Origin of the sequence: Meridianimarinicoccus roseus (assembly GCF_003172915.1) — a bacterium.
In the GTDB taxonomy this organism is placed as follows: Bacteria; Pseudomonadota; Alphaproteobacteria; order Rhodobacterales; family Rhodobacteraceae; genus Meridianimarinicoccus; species Meridianimarinicoccus roseus.
This window is the reverse complement of the sequence record NZ_QGKU01000068.1, coordinates 97115-119986: the sequence shown is the minus strand read 5'-3', so window position 1 is coordinate 119986 and position 22872 is coordinate 97115. Positions and strand designations below refer to the sequence as shown.

Genomic DNA, 22872 nt, shown 5'->3' with positions numbered 1-22872 from the left:
TGCCGGTGGTGGCCAGGCCATACGCGGCTCATATGGGATTCATACGAGAGTCATATGCGAGTCATATGGCGGGTTTCGGCGTTTCCGGCGCAGCGCGCGACAGTTGCACCGCAAGAATACCGGCGGTGATGATCGCTACGCCCACCATGTCCAGCCCCCTCACCGGCTCTCCCAGCACCACCGCGGCGATGGCCACGCCGAACACCGGGTTGAGGAAATGGAAGGTCGCCGCCCGCGTCGCCCCGATCCGGTTGACCAGCAGGAACCACACGAAGGTTGCCGCCAGCCCCGGCACAAGCAGCGTGTAGACGAAGGCCGCCACAAGGCTCGGTGTGACGGTGAAGGGTGCGATACCGCTGATCGTCACCGGCACCCACAGGATCGCGCTGCCGACGAGCATCTGCAGGCCGACGATCATCAGAACATTGCCCCCCGACGAAGCACCACGCACCGAAAGCGTCGCCACCGTCAGCGCCAGAACCCCTATGATACAAAGGGTCAGCCCGAAAATATCAGCGCCGCCCGATGCCCGCGTGCCCATGATCAGCACCACGCCGGCAAGGCCCGCCAGCAACCCCGCCACCGCCTGCGGGCGCAGCCGCTCGCCTTGCACCAGCCAGCCCGCCAGCGCCACCAGCAGCGGCATCGAAGATGCGATGATCGCGGCCAGCGAGGCCTCTAGCGTGCGCATCGCCACGAAGAACAGTCCAAGATAGAGCGCGTTCTGGCACAGCCCGAAGATCACCGTCGCCCGCCACTGCGGCCGCGTCAGCCGCCAGCTTTGGCCCAGAGCGCGAGCAATCAGCACCGCCAGCAGCCCCGACACCGCGAAGCGCAGCGCCAACGCGGGCAGCGCCGGGGCCTGCGCCACGATAACCCGCGCCGAGGTGAATGCCGAAGACCACATGAAGGCGAAGGCCAGCCCCATCGCCACTGCCTTGAAGTCCATCGTCTTTCTCCAAACAAAAAAGGCCGCGCCCGGCGCGACCCTTTTCACGTTGGCCCGGCGAATGCCAGCCCGGTATCAGTCGTTCACGCTGTCCTTGAGCGCCTTGGCGACGGTGATCTTGACCACCTTGTCGGCCTCTTTCTTGATCTGCTCGCCGGTGGCGGGGTTGCGCACCATGCGCTCGGGACGTTCGCGGCAATAGAACTTGCCGACGCCCGGCAGGGTCACCGCGCCGCCCGATGCGACCTCGCGCGTGATCAGCGAGGTGATCGCATCCAGCGCGGCGCCAGCGGTCTTCTTGTCGGCGTCCATCTCCTCGGCGATCGCCGCCACCAGTTGGGCCTTCGTCATCGGCTTGCTCATTCGAGTCTCCATGCCTGTTTGTTTCGTGTCGCAACACCTTAGCGGCAGAAGAATCGCGGGCACAACGGCTTTTGCCTTTTTTCATTGGGGATAAGCGCAGAATCCGCACAAAAACGCGGCTTAAAGGAAGGCCGTCTCCTCGAAAGAACGCAACTTGCGCGAGTGAATCCGGTCCAGCGGCATCTCGCGCAGCAGTTCCATCGCGCGGATCCCGATCTCCAGATGCCGCGAGACCTGCGTCCGGTAGAAATCGCTGGCCATGCCCGGCAGCTTCAACTCGCCGTGCAGCGGCTTGTCCGAGACGCACAGCAGCGTGCCATACGGGACCCGAAACCGGAAGCCGTTGGCCGCGATCGTCGCGCTTTCCATGTCCAGCGCGATGGCCCGGCTCTGGCTGAGCCGGTGCACCGGGCCGGAATGGTCGCGCAGTTCCCAGTTGCGGTTGTCGATGGTCGCCACCGTGCCCGTGCGCATGATCCGCTTCAGGTCATAGCCCTGCAACTGAGTGACCTGCTCCACGGCGTCTTCCAGCGCGATCTGGATCTCGGCCAACGGCGGGATCGGCACCCAGACGGGCAGGTCGTCGTCCAGCACGTGGTCCTCCCGCAGATAGGCATGGGCCAGCACGAAATCGCCCAGCCGCTGCGAGTTGCGCAGGCCCGCGCAATGCCCGACCATCAGCCAGGCATGAGGCCGCAGCACGGCGATATGATCAGTCGCGGTCTTCGCGTTGGAAGGGCCGACGCCGATATTGACCAGCGTGATGCCCGCGCTCTTGCCGCGTTTCAGGTGATAGGTCGGCATCTGCGGCAACTTGGCCGGGGTCGGCAGGGGCGCGTCCGCCTCGGTGATCTCCACGTTGCCGGGACCGACGAAGGCGGTATAGCCGCTGTCCTTGTCGGCCAGCATCCGGCGCGCGAAGGCTTCGAATTCCTCGACATAGAACTGGTAGTTGGTGAACAGGACGTGGTTCTGGAAATGCTCGGGTTCGGTCGCGGTGTAGTGCGACAGCCGCGCGAGCGAGTAATCCACCCGCTGCGCACTGAACAACGCCAGCGGATAGGAGCCGTCCGCCGCCGCGCCCGCCGCGCCGTTCACGATGTCGTCATTGGTGGTCTGAAGGTCCGGCACGTCGAAGGCGTCGCGCAGGGCGAATTCCAGAACCCCGTCATGGGGCACCGCCTGCCCCGCCATGGCGAAATGCAGCGGCATCGGCGTCGCCGACGGCCCGACCGTGACGGCGACGCCATGATTACGCTGCACCAGCCCGATCTGCTGGGTGAAATAGTGACGGAACAGGTCCGGCCGGGTGATCGTGGTCGCGTATTCGCCCGGGTGCACCACATGGCCGAAACTCAGGCGACTGTCGACCGGTGCGAAACTGGTCATCGACAGGCGAATCTCGGGATAGAACGCGCGATAGCGCCCGTCGGGCCGCCCGGTGCGGATCGCCCGCGAAAAGCCGTCCTTCAGGAAATTCGCTGCCGTGGCATAAAGCGTTTCAAGATAGGTGACCGCCTCCTGCGCATCGGTGAATCGGCGGGCAGGTTGCGTCGGCGGGGTCAGCAGCGGCAGCGTGTCTTGCATCTGTGGGGCACCTTTTCTGGCGGATGGCCGGAACAGGCCACAGCGTGCCCCGCGCCGCAAGGCCCTTTGGCCGATCCGCGCCACCCCGTCGCCCCGCCGCTCCGGCCGCACCACACGCTTTGTTAACCTTGATCGCCTATCGCTTTAGGGGCCGAAGGCAGGCGGGACGAATCTCCCGCCCGGCGTAAAATGCGCCGCACTCCGCGGGTGAACCCGCGGCCTGGCGGGGCGGCGGTCAAAAGGCCGTCGCCCCCGCCCCTGCCCGCTTCCGCGCACCTCCGCGTGCGCGCCGCCCTAGCCAGGCCGCGCAACCTTCTCTCCTCAGCCCCGGTCGCAAGGCGGAAGGGAACTGCACCCACCACTCAAGACCTCGAGATCAGACCTCGCTCGTGCCCGTATTTACGCCTCGTGTCAGGCCGCCCGCGCGCCCCGCCCTGCGCGCGCCGCGCACCAGCGCAGGATGCCCGTCACCGCCGCATCGGCGTGCGGGTCGTGCATGATCATGTGCCCCGCGCGCGGTACCATCAACGGCGCGCCGCCGTAATAGGCCGCCGTCATCCACGCATCGGCCGGCGGAACCAGCAGGTCTGCGCCACCGCCGACCACCAGCACGTCGCCGCGGGGCCCCGGCAGGGGCGCAAAGGGCGGCAGGCCCGCGGTGCGCACCGTCGCAGCCAGCGACTCATCGTGCATCCCGGCCATCAGCGCCTCAAAATCGCGATCCGAAATGCCGTTTGGGAACAGCGCCCGGCGCATCAGCGCCATGTCGGCGCGCGCCGCACCATGCAGCGCGAACTGCGACAGCGCGTGCCACAGCGCGGGGTTCGTCACCGCCATCTCGGCCGAAGCACGCCAGGTGCCATAGGGCGGTACCGAGGCCAGCAGCACCGTGCCAGCCTGGGCCACACCGCGCCGCAGCAAAAGCTGCGCGACCGCCCCGCCCAGCGAATGGCCCACCACGACCACCGGGTGGCCGATCCGAGCCATCGCCTGCTGCACCGCGTCGGCGAAATCGTCCAGTGTCGGCCCGTCGAACAGCGATGCGCCCGGCAGCGCGCGGACCAGCATCGCGCTGGCCCCGTCCAGATCGCCCGTATTCAGCGCGTGGCCGATCGCGCGCTCCAGAACCGACGGATCGCGCGTCACGCTGCGCCCGCCTGCACGGCCCGGCAGGGTCAGCGTCCAGCAGCGGTGGCCCTGCCGGGTAAAGCCGTCCAGCCACGCGGCGGGCCAGATCCAGCCGCCCGCGGCCATGCCGTGCACGAACAGCAGGTCCAGCGGCGCCCCGCCCCGGCCGGGGCTGACGTCGGGGCCGCCTGCCGGGTCGTGGCAGACCAGCGCCCAGCCTTGGTGGGCGTCGATATCGGCCTGCGTGCCGGGCGGGATACGGCTGACGGCGGGGCTTTCGGAACGGCGGTCTGACATGGGCAATCCCCTCTGACATGGGACACGGAAACTCGGGTGCCTGCGGCCGCTTTCGCCGCGCACGCAATGCGGCACTGCAGCAATCCTAGCTCATCGCGCGCCGCCTGTCGCGGGCCTGCGCGCCGCACCCCGGCCCGAAACCGCCTGGAAAATTCCCCCGTGACACAGCGCGGCGGCTGTGTTCTACACGTGCTCCAAGACAGGGGCGCCCCGGCGGGGCTGAGAAGTACCCTTTGAACCTGACCCGGTTAGTCCCGGCGGAGGAAGTCTTGTGCGGCCCCGGCCCCCTGCCGATGTCCGCGCCCGGCTTCCCCAAGCGATAGGAGGCCCGACATGACCCTGACCACCCAACCGGCCGATGCCCTTGCACAGATGCGCGAAACAGCGCCGCTGGTGCATTGCATCACCAATTACGTCGCCATGAACATCGCCGCGAACGTGCTGCTGGCGGCCGGCGCGTCCCCCGCCATGCTGCACACGCCCGAGGAGTCGGGCGATTTCGCGGCCATCGCAGGGGCGCTGACGGTGAATTTCGGCACGCTGTCACCCAACTGGGTGGACGGGATGCACAAGGCAATCGACGGCGCGCAGGCAGCCGGCAAGCCCTGGGTGTTCGACCCGGTCGCGCATTACGCCTCGCCCTGGCGCGCCGGGATCGCCCGCGACCTGTTGGCACGCCAGCCCACAATCCTGCGCGCCAACGCGTCAGAGGTGCTGGCGCTCGGCGGCGGCGAGACGGCAGCGAAGGGCCCGGATGCCGGGGACGAGGTCGCAGCAGCGGAAGCCACCGCCCGAACGCTCGCAACCGAGCTTGGCGCGGTCGTCGCGGTCACGGGGGCCACCGATTTCGTCACAGACGGCACCCGCGCAGTGCGCATCGACGGCGGTTCGCCGCTGATGCCGCTGGTCACCGCGATGGGCTGCTCGCTCACCTGCCTCGTGGGCGCCTACGCCGCCGCGCTGGACGATCCGTTCGACGCGACCGTTGGCGCGCTTGCCCTGTTCGCCCGCGCTGGCGACATCGCGGCGCAGGGCGCGTCCGGCCCGGCCAGCTTTCAGACCGCCTTCATCGACACGCTCCATGCGCTGCGCCCCGACGCGCTGGCCGCCGTCGCGGTCACCGACGCCTGACATGCGCACACTGCCCGACCTTACCGTGTACCTCGTGCTCGACGACGCGCTTTGCGGGTCGCGCGGGTTGACGGATACCGCCGTGCGCGCCGTGCAGGGGGGTGCGCGCTGCGTGCAGCTGCGCCACAAGACGGCAGACACCCAGGCGATGGTCGCCATGGGCCGCGCGCTGCTGGACGCGCTGCAGGGCAGCGGTGCCGCGCTCATCGTCAATGACGATGCGGACGCCGCGCGCAGCCTTGGCGCCGGGCTGCACGTGGGCCAGGACGACATGCCCGCCGCCCACGCCCGCGCGCTGATCGGGCCAGACGCGATCCTCGGTGTGTCGGTGGAAACCCCCGAGGCCGCCGCTGCCATCGACCCCGCGCTGGTGGATTATGTCGGCGCCGGGCCAGTTTTCGCCACCGCAACCAAGGCAGATCACAAGGCCCCTGTCGGCTGGGACGGGCTGGCGCGCCTGATCGCTGCCGCACCGGTACCCGCCGTGGCCATCGGCGGAATCAAGCCCGAGCACGCCGCCCTTGCCCGCGACGCCGGGGCGGCCGGCATCGCCGTCGTCTCGGCGATCTGCGGGCAGACCGACCCGCGCGCCGCCGCCGCCGCCCTCCACGCCCGCTTCACGGAGCCCGCTTCATGATCCACAACGTGCTGTCGATTGCAGGCTCCGACCCATCGGGCGGCGCGGGCATACAGGCCGACCTCAAGACCTTCTCGGCCCGCGGCTGCTACGGCATGGCCGCGCTGACCGCGCTGACCGCGCAGAACACCGTCGGCGTCTCCGGCGTCCACACCGTGCCGCCCGGCTTCGTCGCCGACCAGATTGCCGCGGTCTTCGCGGATATCCGCGTCGACGCGGTGAAGATCGGCATGATCGCCAGCGCCGAGATCGCGGCGGCCGTAGCGGACGCGCTCGCGCCCCATGTAGGCATCGCCGTCGTGCTCGACCCGGTCATGGTCGCCAAGGGCGGCGCGCCGCTGCTGCCCGGCGACGCGGTGGACGCCCTGCGCGACCGGCTGCTGCCGCTTGCCACCCACCTGACGCCCAACCTGCCCGAGGCCGCCGTGCTGCTGGAAGCGCCCGAGGCGACGGACCGCGACATGATGCAGGTGCAGGCCGCGGCGCTCGCCGCACTCGGCCCGCCGGCGGTGTTGCTGAAGGGCGGGCACCTCGCGGGTGACGACAGCCCCGATGTGCTGGTTGTCGAGGACGCGGCCCACTGGTTTACCGGTCCGCGCCACGACACCGCCAACACCCATGGAACCGGCTGCACCCTGTCGGCCGCGCTCGCCGCCGAACTGGCCAAGGGCCTGCCGGACACCGACGCGGTGGCCGCCGCCAAGAATTATGTGTCAGGCGCCGTCGCCGCCGCGCACCGGCTCGACGTCGGCCACGGCCACGGGCCGACCCACCATTTCCACGCGCTCTGGCGCGACTGAAGAAGGATGCCCCCGATGAGACCCCTTGCCCTCCTGCTGTGCCTGCTGGCTGCCGCCCCCGCCTCAGCGCAGGACCGGATGACCCTGATCCTCGACTGGTTCGTGAACCCCGACCACGCACCGATCATCGTCGCGCAAGAACGCGGCTACTTCGCCGACCAGGGTCTCGAGGTCGAGGTGATCCCGCCCGCCGACCCGGCCGACCCGCCGAAGATGGTTGCCGCCGGGCGCGCCGATATGGCCGTGTCCTACCAGCCGCAACTGCACCTTCAGGTCGCCGAGGGGCTGCCGCTGGTGCGCGTCGGCACTTTGGTCGCCACGCCGCTGAACTGCCTTCTGGTGCTGGAGGACGGTCCGGTCGCCACGCTGGCCGACCTCAAGGGCCGCCGCGTCGGCTTTTCCGTTGCGGGCGTGGAAGAGGCGCTTCTGAGCGCGCTTCTGGCGCAGGCCGGGCTGACGCTGGACGACATCACGCTCGTGAACGTCAACTGGTCGCTCTCGCCCGCGCTGATGGCCGGGCAGGTCGATGCGGTGCTGGGCGCCTTTCGCAATTTCGAGCTGAACCAGATGGACATCGAAGGGGTGCCGGGACGCTGCTTCTACCTGGAGGAACATGGCATCCCCGCCTATGACGAACTGATCTACGTCGCCAATCCCGACAGGATGAATGCGGACGCGATCCGGCGTTTCCTCGCCGCGACCGAACTGGCGACACAATTCATCGTCAACAACCCGGACGAGGCGTGGCAGATCTTCTCGGGCACCGCCCGCGAATTGCAGGACGAATTGAACACGCGCGCATGGGCCGACACATGGCCGCGCCTCGCGCTCACCCCGGCCGGGCTGGACTCGGGCCGCTATGCCGCTTTCGAAGCCTTCCTGCGCGATGCCGGGCTGATCGATGGCACGCGCCCGGTCAGCGCGCTGGCCGTGGATCTCGGCGCGCAGTGACGCCGACGCCCCCAAAACGGCCAGACCCGTCCGCTTTGAACAGAACGGACCAACCGAAAGACCAGCCCGCGATGACTGACAGCTACGGTGCGACCTTCCCGCTCTGGCGCGCGTCCTGCCCGAAGGACTGGGCCGCCTATACCGGCCATCCGTTCGTAACGGGGTTGGGCGACGGCAGCCTGCCGCGCGCGGCCTTCCTGCGCTACATGCGGCAGGACTACCTGTTCCTGGTGCATTTCGCCCGCGCCTGGGCCCTTGCGGTGACCAAGGCCGACAGCATCGACGACATGCGCGCCTGCGCCGCCACGGTGCACGCGCTGATCGACGACGAAATGCGCCTGCACATCGCCACCTGCGCCGCTCTCGGTCTGACCGAGGCCGACCTTGCCGCCACGCGCGAGGCGCCGGCGACGCTTGCCTATACGCGCTACGTGCTCGATGCCGGGCACGCGGGCGACATGGCCGACCTTCTGGCCGCGCTCGCGCCCTGCGTGCTGGGTTACGGCGAGATCGGCGCGCGGCTTGCGGCGTCCGGTGCCGCGCCGGCATATGCCGACTGGGTGGCGACCTATGGCGGGACGGACTACCAGCGGACCTGCGCCGAGGTCGGCGCGCTGATCGACCGAGTGATCGCCGCGCGGCTTGGCCCGGACCCGGCGGTATCGCCCCGCTGGCCCGCGCTCTGCGCACGCTTCGCGGCCGCAACCCGGCTGGAGGCGGACTTCTGGCAGATGGGCTGGGACGCGCGATGACAAAGGGCGCGGAGGGCGCGGACTCCTACGGGGTTCCCAAAAGGCTCCTGCAGAATCCCGACACCGGGTTCGGCGCCCCGTCTGGCCACGCGCCGGGCCTGCGGATGACAGGATCGGTGCGCTTCGGCGACGCGCTCCTGCTGGAGAACGTGACGCTCGATCTGGTGCCCGGCGGCTGGACCTGCCTTCTTGGGCCGTCCGGCACGGGCAAGTCCACGCTGTTGCGACTGATCGCCGGACTGGACACCGGCTCGCGCTTCGACGGATCGATAAATTCCAGCGATGGCAATGCCTTGGAAGGGCGCGTAGCCTACATGGCGCAGGACGATCTGTTGCTGCCCTGGCTAGATCTGCGCGGAAACGTGGCGCTTGGCGCGCGGCTGCGCGGGCAACGGCCCGACACCGGGCGCATCGACGCGCTGATCGGTTCGCTGGGGCTTGCCGCGCATGCGGAAAAACGGCCCTCTCGGCTGTCCGGCGGGCAGCGCCAGCGCGCGGCGCTTGCCAGAACCCTGATGGAAAACAAAGACTTCGTACTTCTGGACGAACCGTTCTCCGCGCTCGACGCGCGCACCCGCGCCGACATGCAAGACCTTGCGGCGCGGCATCTCGCGGGGCGGACGGTTCTGCTGGTGACACATGATCCGATGGAAGCCGCGCGACTGGGGCACCGGCTGTGCCTGATCACCAGCGGCAGGCTGCAGGACCTGCCAACGCCCGGTGGCCCGCCGCCGCCCCGCCCGGTCGATGATCCTGAAACGCTGGCCTACGGCGCACGCCTGCTGGCCCGGCTGAGGTCGGCGTCATGATCGCGCGGTTCAGCAGCGGGCTGCTTGTTGCCCTTGTTTTGCTGGGGTTCTGGCAGGCACTGGTGACGGTGGCGGGACTGCCGCCTTTCATTCTGCCCGGCCCGCTTAGGGTGGCCACGGCGCTTGCCGACAATGCCGCACTGATCGCGTGGCATGCCTCGGTGACCTTCACCGAAGTGCTGGCAGGCCTCGCGCTCGGCTCCGTGCTTGGGGCGGCGACGGCGCTGCACATGGCCGTCTCGCCGCTGGCCCGGCGCTTCTTGCGGCCGGTGCTGGTTCTGACGCAGGCACTTCCGGTCTTCGCGCTTGCGCCGATCTTGACCCTGTGGCTGGGCTACGGGATCGGGTCCAAGATCCTCATGGCGGTGCTGATCATCTATTTCCCAGTCGCCTCGGCCTTCTTCGACGGGTTGCGGGGCACGCCGCGCGGCTGGCTCGATCTTGCGCATTCCATGCAGGGCACTCGCCGACAAGTGCTGTGGCGCATCCGCGTTCCCGCTGCTCTGCCCTCGCTTGCATCGGGGCTGCGGCTTGCGGCGGTCTATGCGCCCATCGGCGCGATCATCGGGGAATGGGTCGGTGCCAGCCAGGGGCTGGGCTACCTGATGCTGCTTGCAAACGGACGGGCGAAGATCGACCTGATGTTCGCCGCGCTCGCCGTGCTTGCGCTGCTGACGTTACTTTTGCACCGGGCGGTCGGCGCGGGGTGTGACCGGCTGACCGCCCGTCTTAGCTGACGGCCTGGCGCCTAGCCGCGCTCTTCTCCAGCATCGCCTGCGCCATCTGCGCCGTCATCGCCACTGCGGAAGTCCGGCGCCCCGGCTGGACGGCCCATACCGGGTGTCGCCGCACCCACCAGCGGCACGTCAAGCGCCCCGGCGGCGGCGGCATCGCGCACATGGATGTGCATGTCGGTCTGTGGATACGGGATGGAAATACCGGCCGCATCGAAGGCTTCCTTCACCTGGCGGGTCAGATCCCAATAGACCGCCCAGTAATCGCCGCTGCGGGCCCAGGGACGGCAAATGAAATCGACCGAACTGGCCCCCAGCGCGTTGACACGGATCACCGGTTCGGGGTCGGCCAGAACCATCGGGTGCGCGGCCACCACCTGTTCCAGGATGCGCTGCGCGTCGGCGATGCTATCTTCGTAGCTGATGCCGAACACCAGATCGACGCGCCGAGTGGCCGAGGCGGTGACGTTCGTAATGATGTCGCCCCAGACTTTGGAATTTGGGATCACGATCACCTGGTTGTCGGGGGTCGTCACGGTGGTCGATACGACGGACACGGACTTCACCGTGCCCCCCGTACCGGCGACGGTGACGTAGTCGCCTTCGTCGAAGGGGCGGTTGAACATGATCATAAGACCCGCCGCGAGGTTGCCGAGCGTGTCCTGAAAGGCAAAGGCGGCGATGAAGGACAGACCGCCGACCAGAGCGAAGACAGGCGTGATGTCGATCCCCAGCATGGACAGCACGACCATCAGGCCGAAGGCCATCGTGATCCAGTAGACAATCATGGCAAGGAAGGCCTGCAACAGCTTCGACAGGTTGCGCACCCGCGAGAAGCCGCGCCTTGCGAAGCCGCGCGCCATGCGTGCGACGATCAGCAGCCCGAGGAACGAGGCCGCGATGGTTGCAACCTGGATCGCGAGCTTGATACCGCCGTCGCGCTGAAGCGCCCAGTTCACCGCCTGCGCCAGCAGCGTTTCCCAATCGGCGTTCTGCTTCTCGTCCACGATGATCGCGCTGCGATAGGCGCGCAGCTGCGCCACGACGGCCGCGTCGCCGCCCTTCTTCTCGAAGCTGTCCACCACCAGCGTGAAGCGCTGGAACGCTTCGCCGCGCTGCTGCGTGACCTCGGTCAGCCGACCCCGCAGGTCGTCCTGCGCAGCGCCCTCGGTGTTCAGCATGCGGACCTGCAGGTCGGTCACCGCCTGGGTTTGCCGTTGCACGATGGCCAGCCAATCCTGCGCCAATGCCTCCAGCTGGTCGACGCGCAGCGGGATCACCCGCAATTTCAGTTCGTCCAGCGCGATGCCCTGGTTCGACAGACCTTCGGGATAAGCCGGGGCGGCGTCCTCCGCAGGGGCATCCTCGGCGGCGGGCGCCGCGTCAGCCGCTGCGGTGGTATCCTGCGCAGACACTGGACCGGCGCCCATAACTCCAAACCCCAGTCCGAGAGCCAGCAGCAGGATCGCTAGAAATTTCTGCATGGGAATGTCCTGTATCTGTTGCCAGTGGCACGGCCCGAATCCGCACGCATGTTAACCAATGAAAAAACCCTCGCTCCCGGGAGAGCAAGGGTAATTCAGCGTCACTTTGTGGAAGATCCGCGGATCACTGCATGTGGTCAAGCAGGTGAACAAGATCAGCGACGAACTTCTCGGCGGCGTCCTTGTGCTCGCCCGCCACCTCGGTCGCGGCCTTGCGGGCTTCTTCGAGATGCGCCTCGATCGCGGCTCGGTTGTCCGCGTGACGTTCATAGGCGCGTTCGGCCAGCACCGTCGTGCCTTCCGGTGTGATCTCGGCGAAGCCACCGGTCACGGCGTAGTCCGACGTGCCATCCGGCCCTGTCACCGACAGGATGCCGGGCCGGAGCGTGGTCAGCACCGGCGCATGGTTCGGCATCGCTGTCATGTCGCCTTCGGCGGCCGGGATCTGCACCGCCGTCGCCGGGTGCGAAGCAAGGCTCCGCTCCGGCGACACGAGGTCGAATTGCATTGTATCGGCCATCAAAGGCTCCTTTACGCGGCTTCAGCGGCCAGTTTTTCGGCCTTGGCGATCACGTCGTCGATGTCGCCAACCATGTAGAAGGCACCTTCCGGCAGGTGGTCATACTGGCCGGCGACAACTGCCTTGAAGGACGCGATCGTCTTTTCCAGCGGCACCTGGACGCCATCGGACCCGGTGAAGACCTTCGCAACGTCGAAGGGCTGGGACAGGAAGCGCTGGATCTTGCGGGCGCGCGACACGGTCAGCTTGTCCTCTTCGCTCAGTTCATCCATGCCGAGAATGGCGATGATGTCCTGAAGCGACTTGTAACGTTGCAGAATCCCCTGAACGTCCCGCGCCACGGCATAGTGTTCTTCGCCGATGATGGACGGGTCGAGCAGGCGCGACGAACTGTCGAGCGGGTCCACCGCGGGGTAGATCCCAAGCTCCGAAATCGCCCGCGACAAAACCGTGGTTGCGTCGAGGTGCGCGAAGGTCGTTGCCGGTGCGGGGTCGGTCAGGTCGTCCGCAGGAACGTAGACGGCCTGGATCGAGGTGATCGAACCCGCCTTGGTGGAGGTGATGCGCTCCTGCATCTGGCCCATGTCGGTGGCCAGCGTCGGCTGATAGCCCACGGCCGAAGGGATACGGCCGAGAAGCGCCGACACCTCGGAACCCGCCTGCGTGAAGCGGAAGATGTTGTCCACGAAGAACAGAACGTCGGTTCCGGACTGGTCGCGGAACTGTTCAGCCAGGGTCAGGCCGGTCAGCGCGACACGGGCACGGGCGCCCGGCGGTTCGTTCATCTGGCCATAGACCAGCGCCACCTGCGATTCCGACAGGTTGTCGGGCTTGATGACGTTGGATTCGATCATCTCGTGATAGAGGTCGTTGCCCTCACGGGTCCGTTCGCCCACGCCCGCGAACACGGAATAGCCCGAGTGCACCTTGGCGATGTTGTTGATCAGTTCCATGATCAGAACCGTCTTGCCCACGCCGGCGCCGCCGAACAGGCCGATCTTGCCGCCCTTGGAATAGGGAGCCAGCAGGTCGATCACCTTGATGCCGGTGACGAGGATCTCGGACGTCGTAGCCTGCGCCTCGAAGGACGGGGCGGGCTGGTGGATCGCGCGGGTTTCCTTCGCCTCTACAGGGCCCTTTTCGTCGATCGGTTCGCCGATCACGTTCAGGATGCGGCCCAGCGTGCCGTCACCGACCGGGATCGAGATCGGCGCGCCGGTGTCTTCCACCTTGGCGCCGCGCACGAGTCCTTCGGTCGCGTCCATCGCGATGGTGCGGACGGTGTTCTCACCCAGGTGCTGGGCGACTTCCAGAACCAGCTTCTTGCCGTTGTTTTCGGTTATCAGCGCGTTGAGGATCGCCGGCAGCTCGTCGTCGAACTGCACGTCGACAACGGCGCCGATGACCTGGGCCACTTTGCCTTGTGCGTTAGCCATTGTGGGTTCTCCGGTTCCTTTAGAGCGCCTCGGCGCCCGAGATGATTTCGATAAGCTCGTTGGTGATGACGGCCTGGCGCGAGCGGTTGTACTCGATCGTCAGGTCCTCGATCATTTCGCCTGCGTTGCGGGTCGCGTTGTCCATTGCGGACATCCGCGCGCCCTGTTCGGAGGCGGCATTTTCCAGCAGCGCTGCAAAGATCTGCACGGCCACGCCCCGCGGCAGCAGGTCGGCAAGGATGCCTTCCTCGCTCGGTTCGTAGTCGTAGAGCGTGCCGCCCGAGGACGCGTCCGCATCGAAGCTTGCGGGAATGATCTGCTGGGCCGTCGGCACCTGGCTGATCACGGATTCGAAGCGCGAGAAGAAGATCGTGCAGACGTCGAATTCTCCGCCGTCGAACCTGGCCAGCACGTCGCGCGCGATGTCCTGCGCATTTACGTAGCCCACCCGCTTCACGTCGGACAGATCGACATGGCCGACTGAATACTCGCCGAAGTCGCGGCGCAGCTGTTCGCGGCCCTTCTTGCCGACGGTCAGGATCTTGACCGTCTTGCCCTCTCCCAGAAGCTTCGTGGCGCGCTGCTTGGCAAGCTTCACGATGGACGAGTTGAACCCGCCGCAAAGCCCGCGCTCGGCCGTGATAACCACCAGCAGATGGGTTGCGTCCGACCCGGTCCCGCGCAGAAGCGCGGGCGCGGTCGGGCTGTCGCCCACTGATGCAGCCAGTCCCGACATCACGTCATTGAACTTCTCGGTGTAGGGGCGCGCCATCTCGGCGGCCTCCTCGGCGCGGCGGAGCTTCGCCGCCGCGACCATCTGCATTGCCTTCGTGATCTTGCGCGTACTCTTGACGCTCGCGATCCGATTCTTGAGATCCTTGAGATTTGCCATTCAGCGTTCCTCCGGGCCCCGCTTACGCGAAGCTCTCGGCGAACTCGGAGATGGCTTTCTTCAGACGATCCGCGGCATCACCCTTGATCTTCGGGTCTTCCTTCGTCAGCCAGTCCAGCAATTCCTTGTTCTGGTTGCGCAGGTGCGAGAGCAGACCGGATTCGAAGCGGCCCACATCGCCCACCGGAATCTTGTCGAGGAAGCCGTTTGTGCCCGCGAAGATCACGCAGACGATTTCCGCGTTGGTCATCGGCGAGTACTGGTTCTGCTTCATCAGTTCGGTCAGACGCGCGCCGCGGTTCAGCAGCCGCTGGGTCGATGCGTCGAGGTCGGACCCGAACTGCGCGAAGGCCGCCATTTCGCGGTACTGCGCCAGTTCCAGTTTCACCGGGCCGGCGACCGACTTCATCGCGTTGGTCTGCGCGGAAGACCCCACCCGCGACACCGAAAGACCGGTGTTCACCGCCGGACGGATACCCTGGTAGAACAGTTCCGTTTCAAGGAAGATCTGGCCGTCGGTGATCGAGATCACGTTGGTCGGGATGAAGGCCGAGACGTCGCCGCCCTGGGTTTCGATGATCGGCAGCGCAGTGAGCGAGCCGTTGCCATGGTCGTCGCCCAGCTTCGCCGACCGCTCCAGCAGGCGGGAGTGCAGGTAGAAGACGTCGCCCGGATAGGCTTCGCGGCCCGGCGGGCGGCGCAGCAGCAGCGACATCTGGCGGTAGGCGACGGCCTGCTTGGACAGGTCATCATAGACGATCAGCGCGTGGCGGCCGTTGTCGCGGAAGTATTCCGCCATCGCGGTCGCGGCGTAGGGCGCGAGGAACTGCATCGGCGCGGGGTCCGACGCGGTGGCTGCGACGACGATGGTGTAGTCGATCGCGCCGGTCTCTTCGAGTTTCTTCACCAGCTGCGCCACGGTGGACCGCTTCTGGCCGATGGCAACGTAGATGCAGTAGAGCTTCTTGCCCTCGTCGTCGCCCGCGGCGTCGTTGTAGGACTTCTGGTTCAGGATCGTATCGAGCGCCACGGCGGTCTTGCCGGTCTGGCGGTCGCCGATGATCAGCTCGCGCTGGCCGCGACCGATCGGGATCATTGCGTCCACCGACTTCAGGCCGGTCGCCATCGGCTCGTGGACCGATTTGCGCGGGATGATGCCGGGCGCCTTCACGTCCGCGATGCGGCGTTCGGAAGCGTTCAGCGCGCCCTTGCCGTCCAGCGGGTTGCCCAGACCGTCCACAACGCGGCCCAGCAGTTCGTCACCGGCGGGCACGTCCACGATGGAGTTGGTGCGCTTGACGGTGTCGCCTTCCTTGATGTCCTGGTCGGACCCGAAGATCACGACACCGACGTTGTCGGTTTCAAGGTTCAGCGCCATCCCGCGGATGCCACCGGGGAATTCGACCATTTCACCGGCCTGGACGTTGTCGAGGCCATAAACCCGCGCGATCCCGTCGCCGACGCTCAGCACGCGGCCGACCTCGGCAACTTCTGCTTCCTGTCCGAAGTTCTTGATCTGCTCCTTGAGGATCGCAGAGATTTCGGCTGCCTGGATTCCCATGTTATCCGACCTCTTTCATTGCATGCTGGAGGTTCGCAAGCTTGGCGGCGACCGACATGTCGATCATCCGCGAGCCCACCTTGACGACAAGACCGCCGATGAGGCTTTCATCCACGGTCGTTTTGATAGTCACGTCCTTGCCGACCTTCGCCTTCAGCGTTTCGGCCAGCTTGCGTGTCTGTTCTTCGCTTAGCGCGGTCGCCGCGGCGACCTCGGCTGTAACGACGCCCTTTTCGTCGGCGATCATCTCGCGCAGCGCGCGCACGAGTTGCGGCAGCACGAACAGCCGCCGTTTCGACGCCATCAGCGCCAGAGTGTTCGACGCCAGCGCCGACAGTCCCATGGCCGATGCAAGGGCAGTCACGGCATCCTGCTGGGTCTTGCGCGAATAAAGCGGCGATTTCACCAGGTCGGCGAATTCGGGGCTTTCGGCAAGCGCAGCATCGAGCGCGTCGATATCGGACTCGAGCGCGTCGATCTGGTTGTCGGACTGGGCCAGTTCAAACATGGCCTTGGCATAGCGTTCGGCTATGCCCGTGGAAATCGAAGCTGGTTCGGACACGTCCACCCTTTCGATGTCTTGGCCCGAACCTGAACATACAGGCCGGGCGAGGTCTGCGGCCCGCATGCTCACGATGCCGTCAAAATCAGCGTGGGTGTAGCAAAGCGCTTGTGCGCAGGCAACCGCTCAACGCGCCCTGAAAACGGCTTCCCGACCCTTAGCTGCAAGGTTTTGCCAAGGGTGCGACCCTATGCGCAACACGCCGCACAACATTTATTTCAAAAGGCCGCGCGCCGCACCATGATTCCTTTCGCGGGGTTGGTCGTGCGCGCCGGAAGGATGCTAGCGGAAACACCGGCGCGGGCCGGCTGGCCGATCCCTTCCAGAACACGAAGCGGGTCCGGCATAGCGTCACGCACCGGAGTGCCGCTGACCGGTGCACCCTCCTTGACGGCATCCACGATCAGCACGCCGCCTGCATAGCGATTTGAAAGCCGGTGCCCGACACGTTCGCAAAACGCGCCGGTCTTCAGCCAGAAAGGCCGGTGCGATGGCGGCTGGAACAGCGCGACCTCGTGACTTTCGGCGCGAAACCCGTGCCGCTTCAGCTGCGCTTCGAGCTGCCCGAGGCTGTAGGGCCGCCCATAGCCGAACGGCGTCTGATCACTGCGCGCCCAAAGCCCCGCGCGGTTCGGCACCACGACCAAGGCCCGCCCGCCCGGCCCCAGGACGCGGGTCACCTCGTCCAGCAGCGCCGAGGGATTTTCGGACGTTTCCAGTCCGTGCAACATCACCAACCTGTCCACCATGCCGGTCGGCAGCGGCCAGAGCGCGTCCTCGCAAAGCACCGACACGTTCTGCAGGCCCGCAGGCCAGGCCATCACGCCCTGCGGTGCGGGCATCAGGCCAATCACTCGCCGCGCGGACTTAAGGAACGGACGCAGCACCGGCACCGCGAAGCCGAAGCCCACGACCGTGTGACCCTTCGTGTCGCCCCAATGCGCGACCACGCGGTCGCGGATCACGCGTTGCGCCGCCCGTCCGAGCCGCGTGCGGTAATAGAAGGTTTTCAGGTCCTGAACGTCGAGATGCATTGCGGCGCCCCTGCTTGCCGACGTAGCGTGGGGTGACCATACCCAATGCGGAGCGAAACGCCATGCCCCTTACCCTGGTCACGATTGCCTGCCTGTCCGACAACTACGCATATCTCGTTCATGACGCGGGCAGCGGGGCCACGGCAGTGGTGGATGTGCCAGACGCGGGACCGGTGCAGGCCGCGCTGGAGGAGCGCGGCTGGGCGTTGACCGACATCCTGCTGACCCATCACCACCACGACCATGTCGGCGGGGTGGAGACACTGCGCGCCGCCACCGGCGCCGCCGTGTGGGGTGCCGCGCAGGACGCACATCGCCTGCCGCCGCTGGACCGTCCGGTGGAGCCGGGCCGCGACGAACGCTTCGGCGACGACACGGTCCGCGTGATCGACGTGCCGGGACATACCGTTGGCCATATCGCGTATTTCATGGCACCGTCGAACCTGCTGTTTTCCGGCGACAGCCTTATGGCGCTTGGGTGTGGGCGGCTGTTCGAAGGCACGCCCGAACAGATGTGGGGCAGCCTTGGCGCAATGGCGGACCTGCCCGAGGACACGATCGTTTGTTCCGGACACGAGTATACCAAGGCCAACGCAGCCTTCGCGCTAAGTCTCGGCGATGTGCCCGACGCACTGCGCCGCCGCGCGGAGGAAGTGACGGCGGCCCGCGCCAAGGGACTTGCGACGGTTCCGACCCGGCTTGGGCTCGAAAAGGCCACAAATCCGTTCCTCCGCGCGTCGGATCCGGCATTGAAGGCCGCTCTCGGCATGGAAAATGCATCGGATGTGGATGTGTTCGCGCGCACACGCGCCCTGAAAGACGCCTTTTGACTAAAATTTGGGCGGACCGCAGGGGCAGCGATGCACAATGCATGGGCGCCGGTTCCGAAAGGTCAATGCCGGGACGGTGAGGAAAAAAGACTTGAAGGTTGCGCCGGAAAACCAAACTTTAAGATCATGAGCCCACGGTGGTGCCGTCCTGCGTCGCCGCCCCGACTGAAAGGAGCACGTCTCGTGCCGTCATTTTCGAATACGCTTGAACAAGCCATTCATGCGGCTCTGGCCTTGGCGAATTCCCGTCGCCACGAACTGGCCACGCTTGAACACCTGCTGCTTGCCCTGATCGACGAGCCGAACGCGGCCAAGGTCATGCAGGCCTGCGGTGTCGACCTGCAGACGCTCAAGACCACGCTGGTCGAATTCATCGACGAGGAGCTGTCGACCCTTGAAACCGACGTGGACGGTTCCGAAGCTGTTCCGACGGCGGCATTCCAGCGCGTGATTCAGCGCGCGGCGATCCATGTTCAGTCCTCGGGCCGGACGGAGGTGACAGGCGCGAACGTGCTGGTCGCGATCTTCGCCGAACGCGAAAGCAACGCGGCCTTCTTCCTTCAGGAACAGGAAATGACCCGCTACGATGCGGTGAATTTCATCGCGCATGGCGTCGCCAAGGATCCGAATTTTGGCGAAAGCCGTCCGGTGAAGGGTGCGACCGATTACGAAGAGGAAACGGCCCAGGCTACCGAGGCTGATGGTAAGGAATCGGCGCTCGGCAAATACTGCGTGGACCTGAATGCGAAGTCGATGAAGGGTGAGGTCGATCCACTGATCGGACGCGAATCCGAGGTTGAGCGCTGTATTCAGGTGCTGTGCCGCCGCCGCAAGAACAACCCGCTTCTGGTGGGTGATCCGGGCGTCGGCAAGACCGCCATCGCCGAAGGACTCGCGCGCAAGATCGTGCAGGGCGAAACGCCCGATGTACTGTCCGGCGCGACGATCTTTTCGCTGGACATGGGCGCGCTGCTCGCCGGCACGCGGTATCGGGGCGATTTCGAAGAGCGCCTGAAGGCCGTGGTCAGCGAGTTGGAAGAGCATCCTGACGCGATTCTGTTCATCGACGAGATTCACACCGTGATTGGAGCAGGTGCCACGTCGGGTGGTGCGATGGATGCGTCCAATCTGCTAAAGCCCGCGCTGCAGGGCGGCAAGCTGCGATGCATGGGGTCCACCACCTACAAGGAGTTCCGCCAGCATTTCGAAAAGGACCGAGCGCTGAGCCGCCGGTTCCAGAAGATCGATGTTGCTGAACCGTCTGTCGATGACACTGTGAAGATCCTGAAAGGGCTGAAGCCCTATTTCGAGACGCATCACGATATCCGCTACACCTCGGACGCGATCCGCACGGCGGTGGAACTTTCGGCGCGCTATATCAATGATCGCAAGCTCCCCGACAAAGCGATCGATGTGATCGACGAAGCGGGAGCCGCACAGCACCTCGTGGCTGAAAGCCGACGCCGCAAGACCATTGGCGCCAAGGAGATCGAGGCCGTGGTGGCCAAGATCGCACGAATCCCTCCCAAGAACGTGTCCAAGGACGATGCTGAAGTGCTTCGCGACCTCGAAAGTACGTTGAAGCGGGTCGTGTTCGGGCAGGATGATGCCATCGTGGCACTGTCCTCGGCGATCAAGCTATCACGAGCCGGGCTCCGCGAACCGGGAAAGCCGATCGGGAACTACCTGTTCGCCGGACCTACCGGCGTCGGAAAGACCGAAGTGGCCAAGCAGCTTTCGGACTCGCTCGGAGTGGAATTGTTGCGCTTCGACATGTCGGAGTACATGGAAAAGCACGCCGTCTCGCGCCTGATCGGTGCACCGCCGGGCTATGTCGGCTTTGACCAGGGTGGCATGCTGACCGATGGTGTGGACCAGCATCCGCATTGCGTCTTGTTGCTGGACGAGATCGAGAAGGCGCACCCGGATGTCTACAACATTCTGTTGCAGGTTATGGACCACGGCAAGCTGACCGACCACAACGGCCGTCAGGTCGATTTCTCGAACGTGATCCTTATCATGACCTCGAACGCCGGTGCGGCCGAACAGGCAAAAGCGGCCATCGGTTTCGGTCGCGACCGCCGCGAGGGCGAGGACACCGCCGCGATCGAGCGTATCTTCACGCCCGAGTTCCGCAATCGCCTTGACGCGGTGATCAGCTTCCGTCCGCTGCCGCAGGAGGTGATCATGCAGGTGGTGGAGAAGTTCGTGCTGCAACTCGAAGCCCAGTTGATGGATCGCAACGTGTCGATCGAACTGACGCCGGAAGCTGCCGAGTGGCTGGGCACCAAAGGTTACGACGACAAGATGGGGGCACGTCCGCTAGGCCGCGTGATCCAGGAGCATATCAAGAAGCCGCTGGCCGAAGAGTTGCTGTTCGGCAAGCTTGCCAAGGGTGGCATCGTTCGGGTCGAAGTCCGCGACGGTGAAATCCACCTTGAAACGCTTCCGCCGGAAAACGCCCGGCTGTCGAGCAAGCGTCCACCCTTGCTGACAGCCGACTGACCCGCAAACAAAAGAACAAGATAAGCCCCGCCGGTTCGGCGGGGCTTTTGTTCCGGGGTTCCTCACACGGGATAGGCGTTCCCCCTCGGCGGCATCGATCAGCGCTCGGTCAGTTTCAGCTCGATCCGCCGATTGCGCGCCCGCGCCTCGGGAGTAGCGCGCGGATCGACCGGCTGGAATTCCGCGAAGCCCGTCGCCGCAAGCCGGTCGGGCGGAAAGCCGTAATTGTCGATCATGAAGCGGACCACCGACAGCGCCCGCGCTTGGCTGAGTTCCCAGTTGTCCGCGAACGGCCCGTTTCCCGAGATCGGAACGTCATCGGTGTGGCCATCGACGCGGATCACCCAGTCGATGCCCGGCGGAATACTGGCGGCGACCTGCTGCAACGTCTGTGCAACCTTGGCGACCTCGGCCCGTCCATCGGACGACAGTTCCGCCGAGCCCGATGCGAACAGCACTTCGGAGGAGAAGACGAACCGGTCACCGACCACCTGCACCCCGTCCTGATCCCCAAGGATCTCGCGCAGGCGCCCGAAGAACTCGGATCGGTAGTTCTCCAACCGCTGCGCCTCCGCCTCGAGCCGCCGCCGTTCCGCCGCTTCCAGTTCGGCGCGCTTGCGCTCTTCGGCCGCAACCCGCGCCAGCGCCGTGTTCAGCCGCGCGCCCAAGGCCTCGATCTGGACCGTCGCTGCAGCATCGCGCGCATCGGCCTCGTCCAGAAGCGCCTGCAACTCGCCCAACTGGCCACGCAGGGTGGACAGCTGCGCGTTCAGCGCGGCAAGTCGGCGCCGATCCTCGGCACTGGTGTCTGACAATTCCGACAGTTCCGCGCGCGCACTGGCCAGAAGCCGCTCCTGTCGCTCCGCTTCGGTCAGGGCCGTCTCAAGCTCGGCCTCGGCGCTTTGACGCGCGGCCAGCGCATCGGCCAGCCGGTTGCGCAGATCCTCGGCCGTCGCACCCTCCTGCTGAAGCCGTTCGCGGGCCTGCTCCAGTTCGGCGCGGGCTGCCTGCAATGCCTCTTCGGACAGGTCGCCATCCACCAACGCGGCCATGAGCCTTTCATCCAGTTCGTCCCGGCGGGCACGGGCGGCAGCCAAAAGGGTCAGGGTTTCTTCCGCCTGCGCGCGTTGTTCTTCCAGCGCCAGCGTCATCGCCGATAATTCCGCGTCCGCGGATTGAAGCCGCGCTCGGAGCCGCCGGGCGGCCTCGGCCTCGGCAAGACGCGCGGCTTCCTGTTCGGACAGGGCCTGTTCGGCATCCTGCAGATTGCCGCGCAACGCCGCGATCTCGTCCGATTGCGCATCCCCTGTCGCGCGCAGATCGGCCACCAGCGCCTCCAGCGCATCGCGCCGTGCCGCCGCAAGTCGGGCTGCCTCGGCCTCGGCGTCTATCTCATCCCGGGCCCGGGCCAACGCCGTCTCCAGCGCGTCGCGGTCCTGCGTCAGCGCATCCACGTCCTGCTCCAGATCGGCCACTTGCCCGCGGGCCGCATCACGGTCGGCAAGCAGAGCGGTAACCTGCGCCTCGAAGGCGGTGATCCGCTCGCGGGCCTCACCCAGTTGCGCGTTGCGGCTCTCGACCTCGGCGGTCAGCGTGTCGATGATCCTGTTCAGGAATTCGCTGTTGTCCTCCGCCCGCGCAAGATCCTCGTCCAGCGCGGCCACGTTCGATTCCAGTTCGAAATTGCGCTGCTGTTCCGCCCCGAGCGCCGTGGCCAGCGTGTCGATCTCGCGGCTGAGCCGGTCCAGTTCGGTTTCCTGCCCGGTGATCGTTTCGGTCTGGATCGACTGGACCACCATGAAAATGGTCAATACGAAAATCAGCACAAGCAGCAGCGCCGTCATCGCATCGACGAAACCCGGCCATATCGAGGCCTGGAACCGTTGTCCGCTGCGGCGGTTCAGCGCCAC

21 protein-coding genes and 1 riboswitch are annotated in these 22872 nt (G+C 66.3%); of the genes, 9 read left to right on the top strand and 12 right to left on the bottom strand.

Going from position 1 to position 22872, the window contains the following annotated elements; all coding sequences use genetic code 11:
• Positions 1-61: 61 nt before the first annotated feature.
• The 4 genes from DKT77_RS20290 to DKT77_RS20275 all read right to left on the bottom strand — a co-directional run bounded on the left by DKT77_RS20290 (position 62) and on the right by DKT77_RS20275 (position 4324).
• Complete coding sequence (locus DKT77_RS20290; RefSeq protein WP_109813452.1) at positions 62-949, bottom strand: DMT family transporter; 888 nt, start codon at positions 947-949, stop codon at positions 62-64.
• Between the two features lie 75 nt (positions 950-1024).
• On the bottom strand, positions 1025-1312 hold the full coding sequence (locus tag DKT77_RS20285) for an HU family DNA-binding protein (RefSeq protein ID WP_109813451.1): 288 nt from the start codon (positions 1310-1312) through the stop codon (positions 1025-1027).
• Positions 1313-1432: 120 nt separating this feature from the next.
• Positions 1433-2899: an AMP nucleosidase gene (locus DKT77_RS20280; protein WP_109813450.1), complete on the bottom strand. Its 1467-nt coding sequence runs from the start codon at positions 2897-2899 to the stop codon at positions 1433-1435.
• A 411-nt stretch (positions 2900-3310) separates the two neighbouring features.
• Positions 3311-4324, bottom strand: coding sequence for an alpha/beta fold hydrolase (locus tag DKT77_RS20275; protein ID WP_109813449.1), 1014 nt, complete (start codon positions 4322-4324; stop codon positions 3311-3313).
• A 191-nt stretch (positions 4325-4515) separates the two neighbouring features.
• A riboswitch (TPP riboswitch) is annotated at positions 4516-4607 on the top strand.
• Positions 4608-4657: 50 nt separating this feature from the next.
• Here DKT77_RS20275 and thiM point away from each other — a divergent pair.
• The 7 genes from thiM to DKT77_RS20240 all read left to right on the top strand — a co-directional run bounded on the left by thiM (position 4658) and on the right by DKT77_RS20240 (position 10141).
• Positions 4658-5455: a hydroxyethylthiazole kinase gene (gene thiM, locus DKT77_RS20270; RefSeq protein WP_109813448.1), complete on the top strand. Its 798-nt coding sequence runs from the start codon at positions 4658-4660 to the stop codon at positions 5453-5455.
• 1 nt (position 5456) lies between these two features.
• Positions 5457-6092: a thiamine phosphate synthase gene (gene thiE, locus DKT77_RS20265; protein ID WP_109813447.1), complete on the top strand. Its 636-nt coding sequence runs from the start codon at positions 5457-5459 to the stop codon at positions 6090-6092.
• On the top strand, positions 6089-6892 hold the full coding sequence (gene thiD / locus DKT77_RS20260) for a bifunctional hydroxymethylpyrimidine kinase/phosphomethylpyrimidine kinase (protein WP_109813446.1): 804 nt from the start codon (positions 6089-6091) through the stop codon (positions 6890-6892). The genes thiE and thiD overlap by 4 nt, the downstream gene beginning before the upstream one ends.
• Before the next feature lie 15 nt (positions 6893-6907).
• Entirely contained in the window at positions 6908-7843 is a 936-nt protein-coding gene (locus DKT77_RS20255) for an ABC transporter substrate-binding protein (protein WP_109813445.1), read from the top strand.
• 71 nt (positions 7844-7914) lie between these two features.
• Positions 7915-8595 carry a TenA family protein gene (locus DKT77_RS20250; protein ID WP_109813444.1) on the top strand — a complete coding sequence of 227 codons (681 nt, stop codon included), beginning with the start codon at positions 7915-7917 and terminating at the stop codon, positions 8593-8595.
• 104 nt (positions 8596-8699) lie between these two features.
• Positions 8700-9404, top strand: a complete 705-nt coding sequence (locus DKT77_RS20245; protein ID WP_109813496.1) for an ATP-binding cassette domain-containing protein — start codon at positions 8700-8702, stop codon at positions 9402-9404.
• Positions 9401-10141: an ABC transporter permease gene (locus DKT77_RS20240; protein ID WP_109813443.1), complete on the top strand. Its 741-nt coding sequence runs from the start codon at positions 9401-9403 to the stop codon at positions 10139-10141. The genes DKT77_RS20245 and DKT77_RS20240 overlap by 4 nt, the downstream gene beginning before the upstream one ends.
• An 11-nt stretch (positions 10142-10152) precedes the next feature.
• Here the strand turns inward: DKT77_RS20240 and DKT77_RS20235 are convergent, their stop codons facing one another.
• From DKT77_RS20235 to DKT77_RS20205, 7 genes are all read right to left on the bottom strand, one after another.
• Positions 10153-11622, bottom strand: a complete 1470-nt coding sequence (locus DKT77_RS20235; RefSeq protein WP_109813442.1) for a mechanosensitive ion channel family protein — start codon at positions 11620-11622, stop codon at positions 10153-10155.
• Between the two features lie 124 nt (positions 11623-11746).
• Complete coding sequence (locus DKT77_RS20230; RefSeq protein WP_109813441.1) at positions 11747-12142, bottom strand: F0F1 ATP synthase subunit epsilon; 396 nt, start codon at positions 12140-12142, stop codon at positions 11747-11749.
• Between the two features lie 11 nt (positions 12143-12153).
• Positions 12154-13578 carry a F0F1 ATP synthase subunit beta gene (atpD, locus tag DKT77_RS20225; RefSeq protein WP_109813440.1) on the bottom strand — a complete coding sequence of 475 codons (1425 nt, stop codon included), beginning with the start codon at positions 13576-13578 and terminating at the stop codon, positions 12154-12156.
• 19 nt (positions 13579-13597) lie between these two features.
• Positions 13598-14470, bottom strand: coding sequence for a F0F1 ATP synthase subunit gamma (locus DKT77_RS20220; protein WP_109813439.1), 873 nt, complete (start codon positions 14468-14470; stop codon positions 13598-13600).
• Positions 14471-14492: 22 nt separating this feature from the next.
• Positions 14493-16031, bottom strand: coding sequence for a F0F1 ATP synthase subunit alpha (atpA, locus tag DKT77_RS20215; protein WP_109813438.1), 1539 nt, complete (start codon positions 16029-16031; stop codon positions 14493-14495).
• Between the two features lies 1 nt (position 16032).
• Positions 16033-16593 (bottom strand): F0F1 ATP synthase subunit delta, encoded by a 561-nt coding sequence (locus tag DKT77_RS20210; protein ID WP_109813495.1) that lies wholly within the window; start codon positions 16591-16593, stop codon positions 16033-16035.
• Positions 16594-16811: 218 nt separating this feature from the next.
• Complete coding sequence (locus DKT77_RS20205) at positions 16812-17627, bottom strand: class I SAM-dependent methyltransferase (protein ID WP_109813437.1); 816 nt, start codon at positions 17625-17627, stop codon at positions 16812-16814.
• Positions 17628-17689: 62 nt separating this feature from the next.
• On the opposite strand from DKT77_RS20205, the gene gloB reads away from it, so the two are divergent.
• Together gloB and clpA are read left to right on the top strand one after the other, a co-directional pair.
• Positions 17690-18457 carry a hydroxyacylglutathione hydrolase gene (gloB, locus tag DKT77_RS20200; protein WP_109813436.1) on the top strand — a complete coding sequence of 256 codons (768 nt, stop codon included), beginning with the start codon at positions 17690-17692 and terminating at the stop codon, positions 18455-18457.
• 183 nt (positions 18458-18640) lie between these two features.
• On the top strand, positions 18641-20962 hold the full coding sequence (gene clpA, locus DKT77_RS20195) for an ATP-dependent Clp protease ATP-binding subunit ClpA (protein WP_109813435.1): 2322 nt from the start codon (positions 18641-18643) through the stop codon (positions 20960-20962).
• 98 nt (positions 20963-21060) lie between these two features.
• Here the strand turns inward: clpA and DKT77_RS20190 are convergent, their stop codons facing one another.
• Positions 21061-22872 carry a peptidoglycan -binding protein gene (locus DKT77_RS20190; protein WP_109813434.1) on the bottom strand — a complete coding sequence of 604 codons (1812 nt, stop codon included), beginning with the start codon at positions 22870-22872 and terminating at the stop codon, positions 21061-21063.

What these genes read in the sequence shown, in the direction of transcription:
- DKT77_RS20290 (WP_109813452.1), bottom strand. Translation starts at nt 949, where the DNA reads ATGGACTTCAAGGCAGTGGCGATGGGGCTGGCCTTCGCCTTCATGTGG.
- DKT77_RS20285 (WP_109813451.1), bottom strand. Translation starts at nt 1,312, where the DNA reads ATGAGCAAGCCGATGACGAAGGCCCAACTGGTGGCGGCGATCGCCGAG.
- DKT77_RS20280 (WP_109813450.1), bottom strand. Translation starts at nt 2,899, where the DNA reads ATGCAAGACACGCTGCCGCTGCTGACCCCGCCGACGCAACCTGCCCGC.
- DKT77_RS20275 (WP_109813449.1), bottom strand. Translation starts at nt 4,324, where the DNA reads ATGTCAGACCGCCGTTCCGAAAGCCCCGCCGTCAGCCGTATCCCGCCC.
- thiM (WP_109813448.1), top strand. Translation starts at nt 4,658, where the DNA reads ATGACCCTGACCACCCAACCGGCCGATGCCCTTGCACAGATGCGCGAA.
- thiE (WP_109813447.1), top strand. Translation starts at nt 5,457, where the DNA reads ATGCGCACACTGCCCGACCTTACCGTGTACCTCGTGCTCGACGACGCG.
- thiD (WP_109813446.1), top strand. Translation starts at nt 6,089, where the DNA reads ATGATCCACAACGTGCTGTCGATTGCAGGCTCCGACCCATCGGGCGGC.
- DKT77_RS20255 (WP_109813445.1), top strand. Translation starts at nt 6,908, where the DNA reads ATGAGACCCCTTGCCCTCCTGCTGTGCCTGCTGGCTGCCGCCCCCGCC.
- DKT77_RS20250 (WP_109813444.1), top strand. Translation starts at nt 7,915, where the DNA reads ATGACTGACAGCTACGGTGCGACCTTCCCGCTCTGGCGCGCGTCCTGC.
- DKT77_RS20245 (WP_109813496.1), top strand. Translation starts at nt 8,700, where the DNA reads ATGACAGGATCGGTGCGCTTCGGCGACGCGCTCCTGCTGGAGAACGTG.
- DKT77_RS20240 (WP_109813443.1), top strand. Translation starts at nt 9,401, where the DNA reads ATGATCGCGCGGTTCAGCAGCGGGCTGCTTGTTGCCCTTGTTTTGCTG.
- DKT77_RS20235 (WP_109813442.1), bottom strand. Translation starts at nt 11,622, where the DNA reads ATGCAGAAATTTCTAGCGATCCTGCTGCTGGCTCTCGGACTGGGGTTT.
- DKT77_RS20230 (WP_109813441.1), bottom strand. Translation starts at nt 12,142, where the DNA reads ATGGCCGATACAATGCAATTCGACCTCGTGTCGCCGGAGCGGAGCCTT.
- atpD (WP_109813440.1), bottom strand. Translation starts at nt 13,578, where the DNA reads ATGGCTAACGCACAAGGCAAAGTGGCCCAGGTCATCGGCGCCGTTGTC.
- DKT77_RS20220 (WP_109813439.1), bottom strand. Translation starts at nt 14,470, where the DNA reads ATGGCAAATCTCAAGGATCTCAAGAATCGGATCGCGAGCGTCAAGAGT.
- atpA (WP_109813438.1), bottom strand. Translation starts at nt 16,031, where the DNA reads ATGGGAATCCAGGCAGCCGAAATCTCTGCGATCCTCAAGGAGCAGATC.
- DKT77_RS20205 (WP_109813437.1), bottom strand. Translation starts at nt 17,627, where the DNA reads ATGCATCTCGACGTTCAGGACCTGAAAACCTTCTATTACCGCACGCGG.
- gloB (WP_109813436.1), top strand. Translation starts at nt 17,690, where the DNA reads ATGCCCCTTACCCTGGTCACGATTGCCTGCCTGTCCGACAACTACGCA.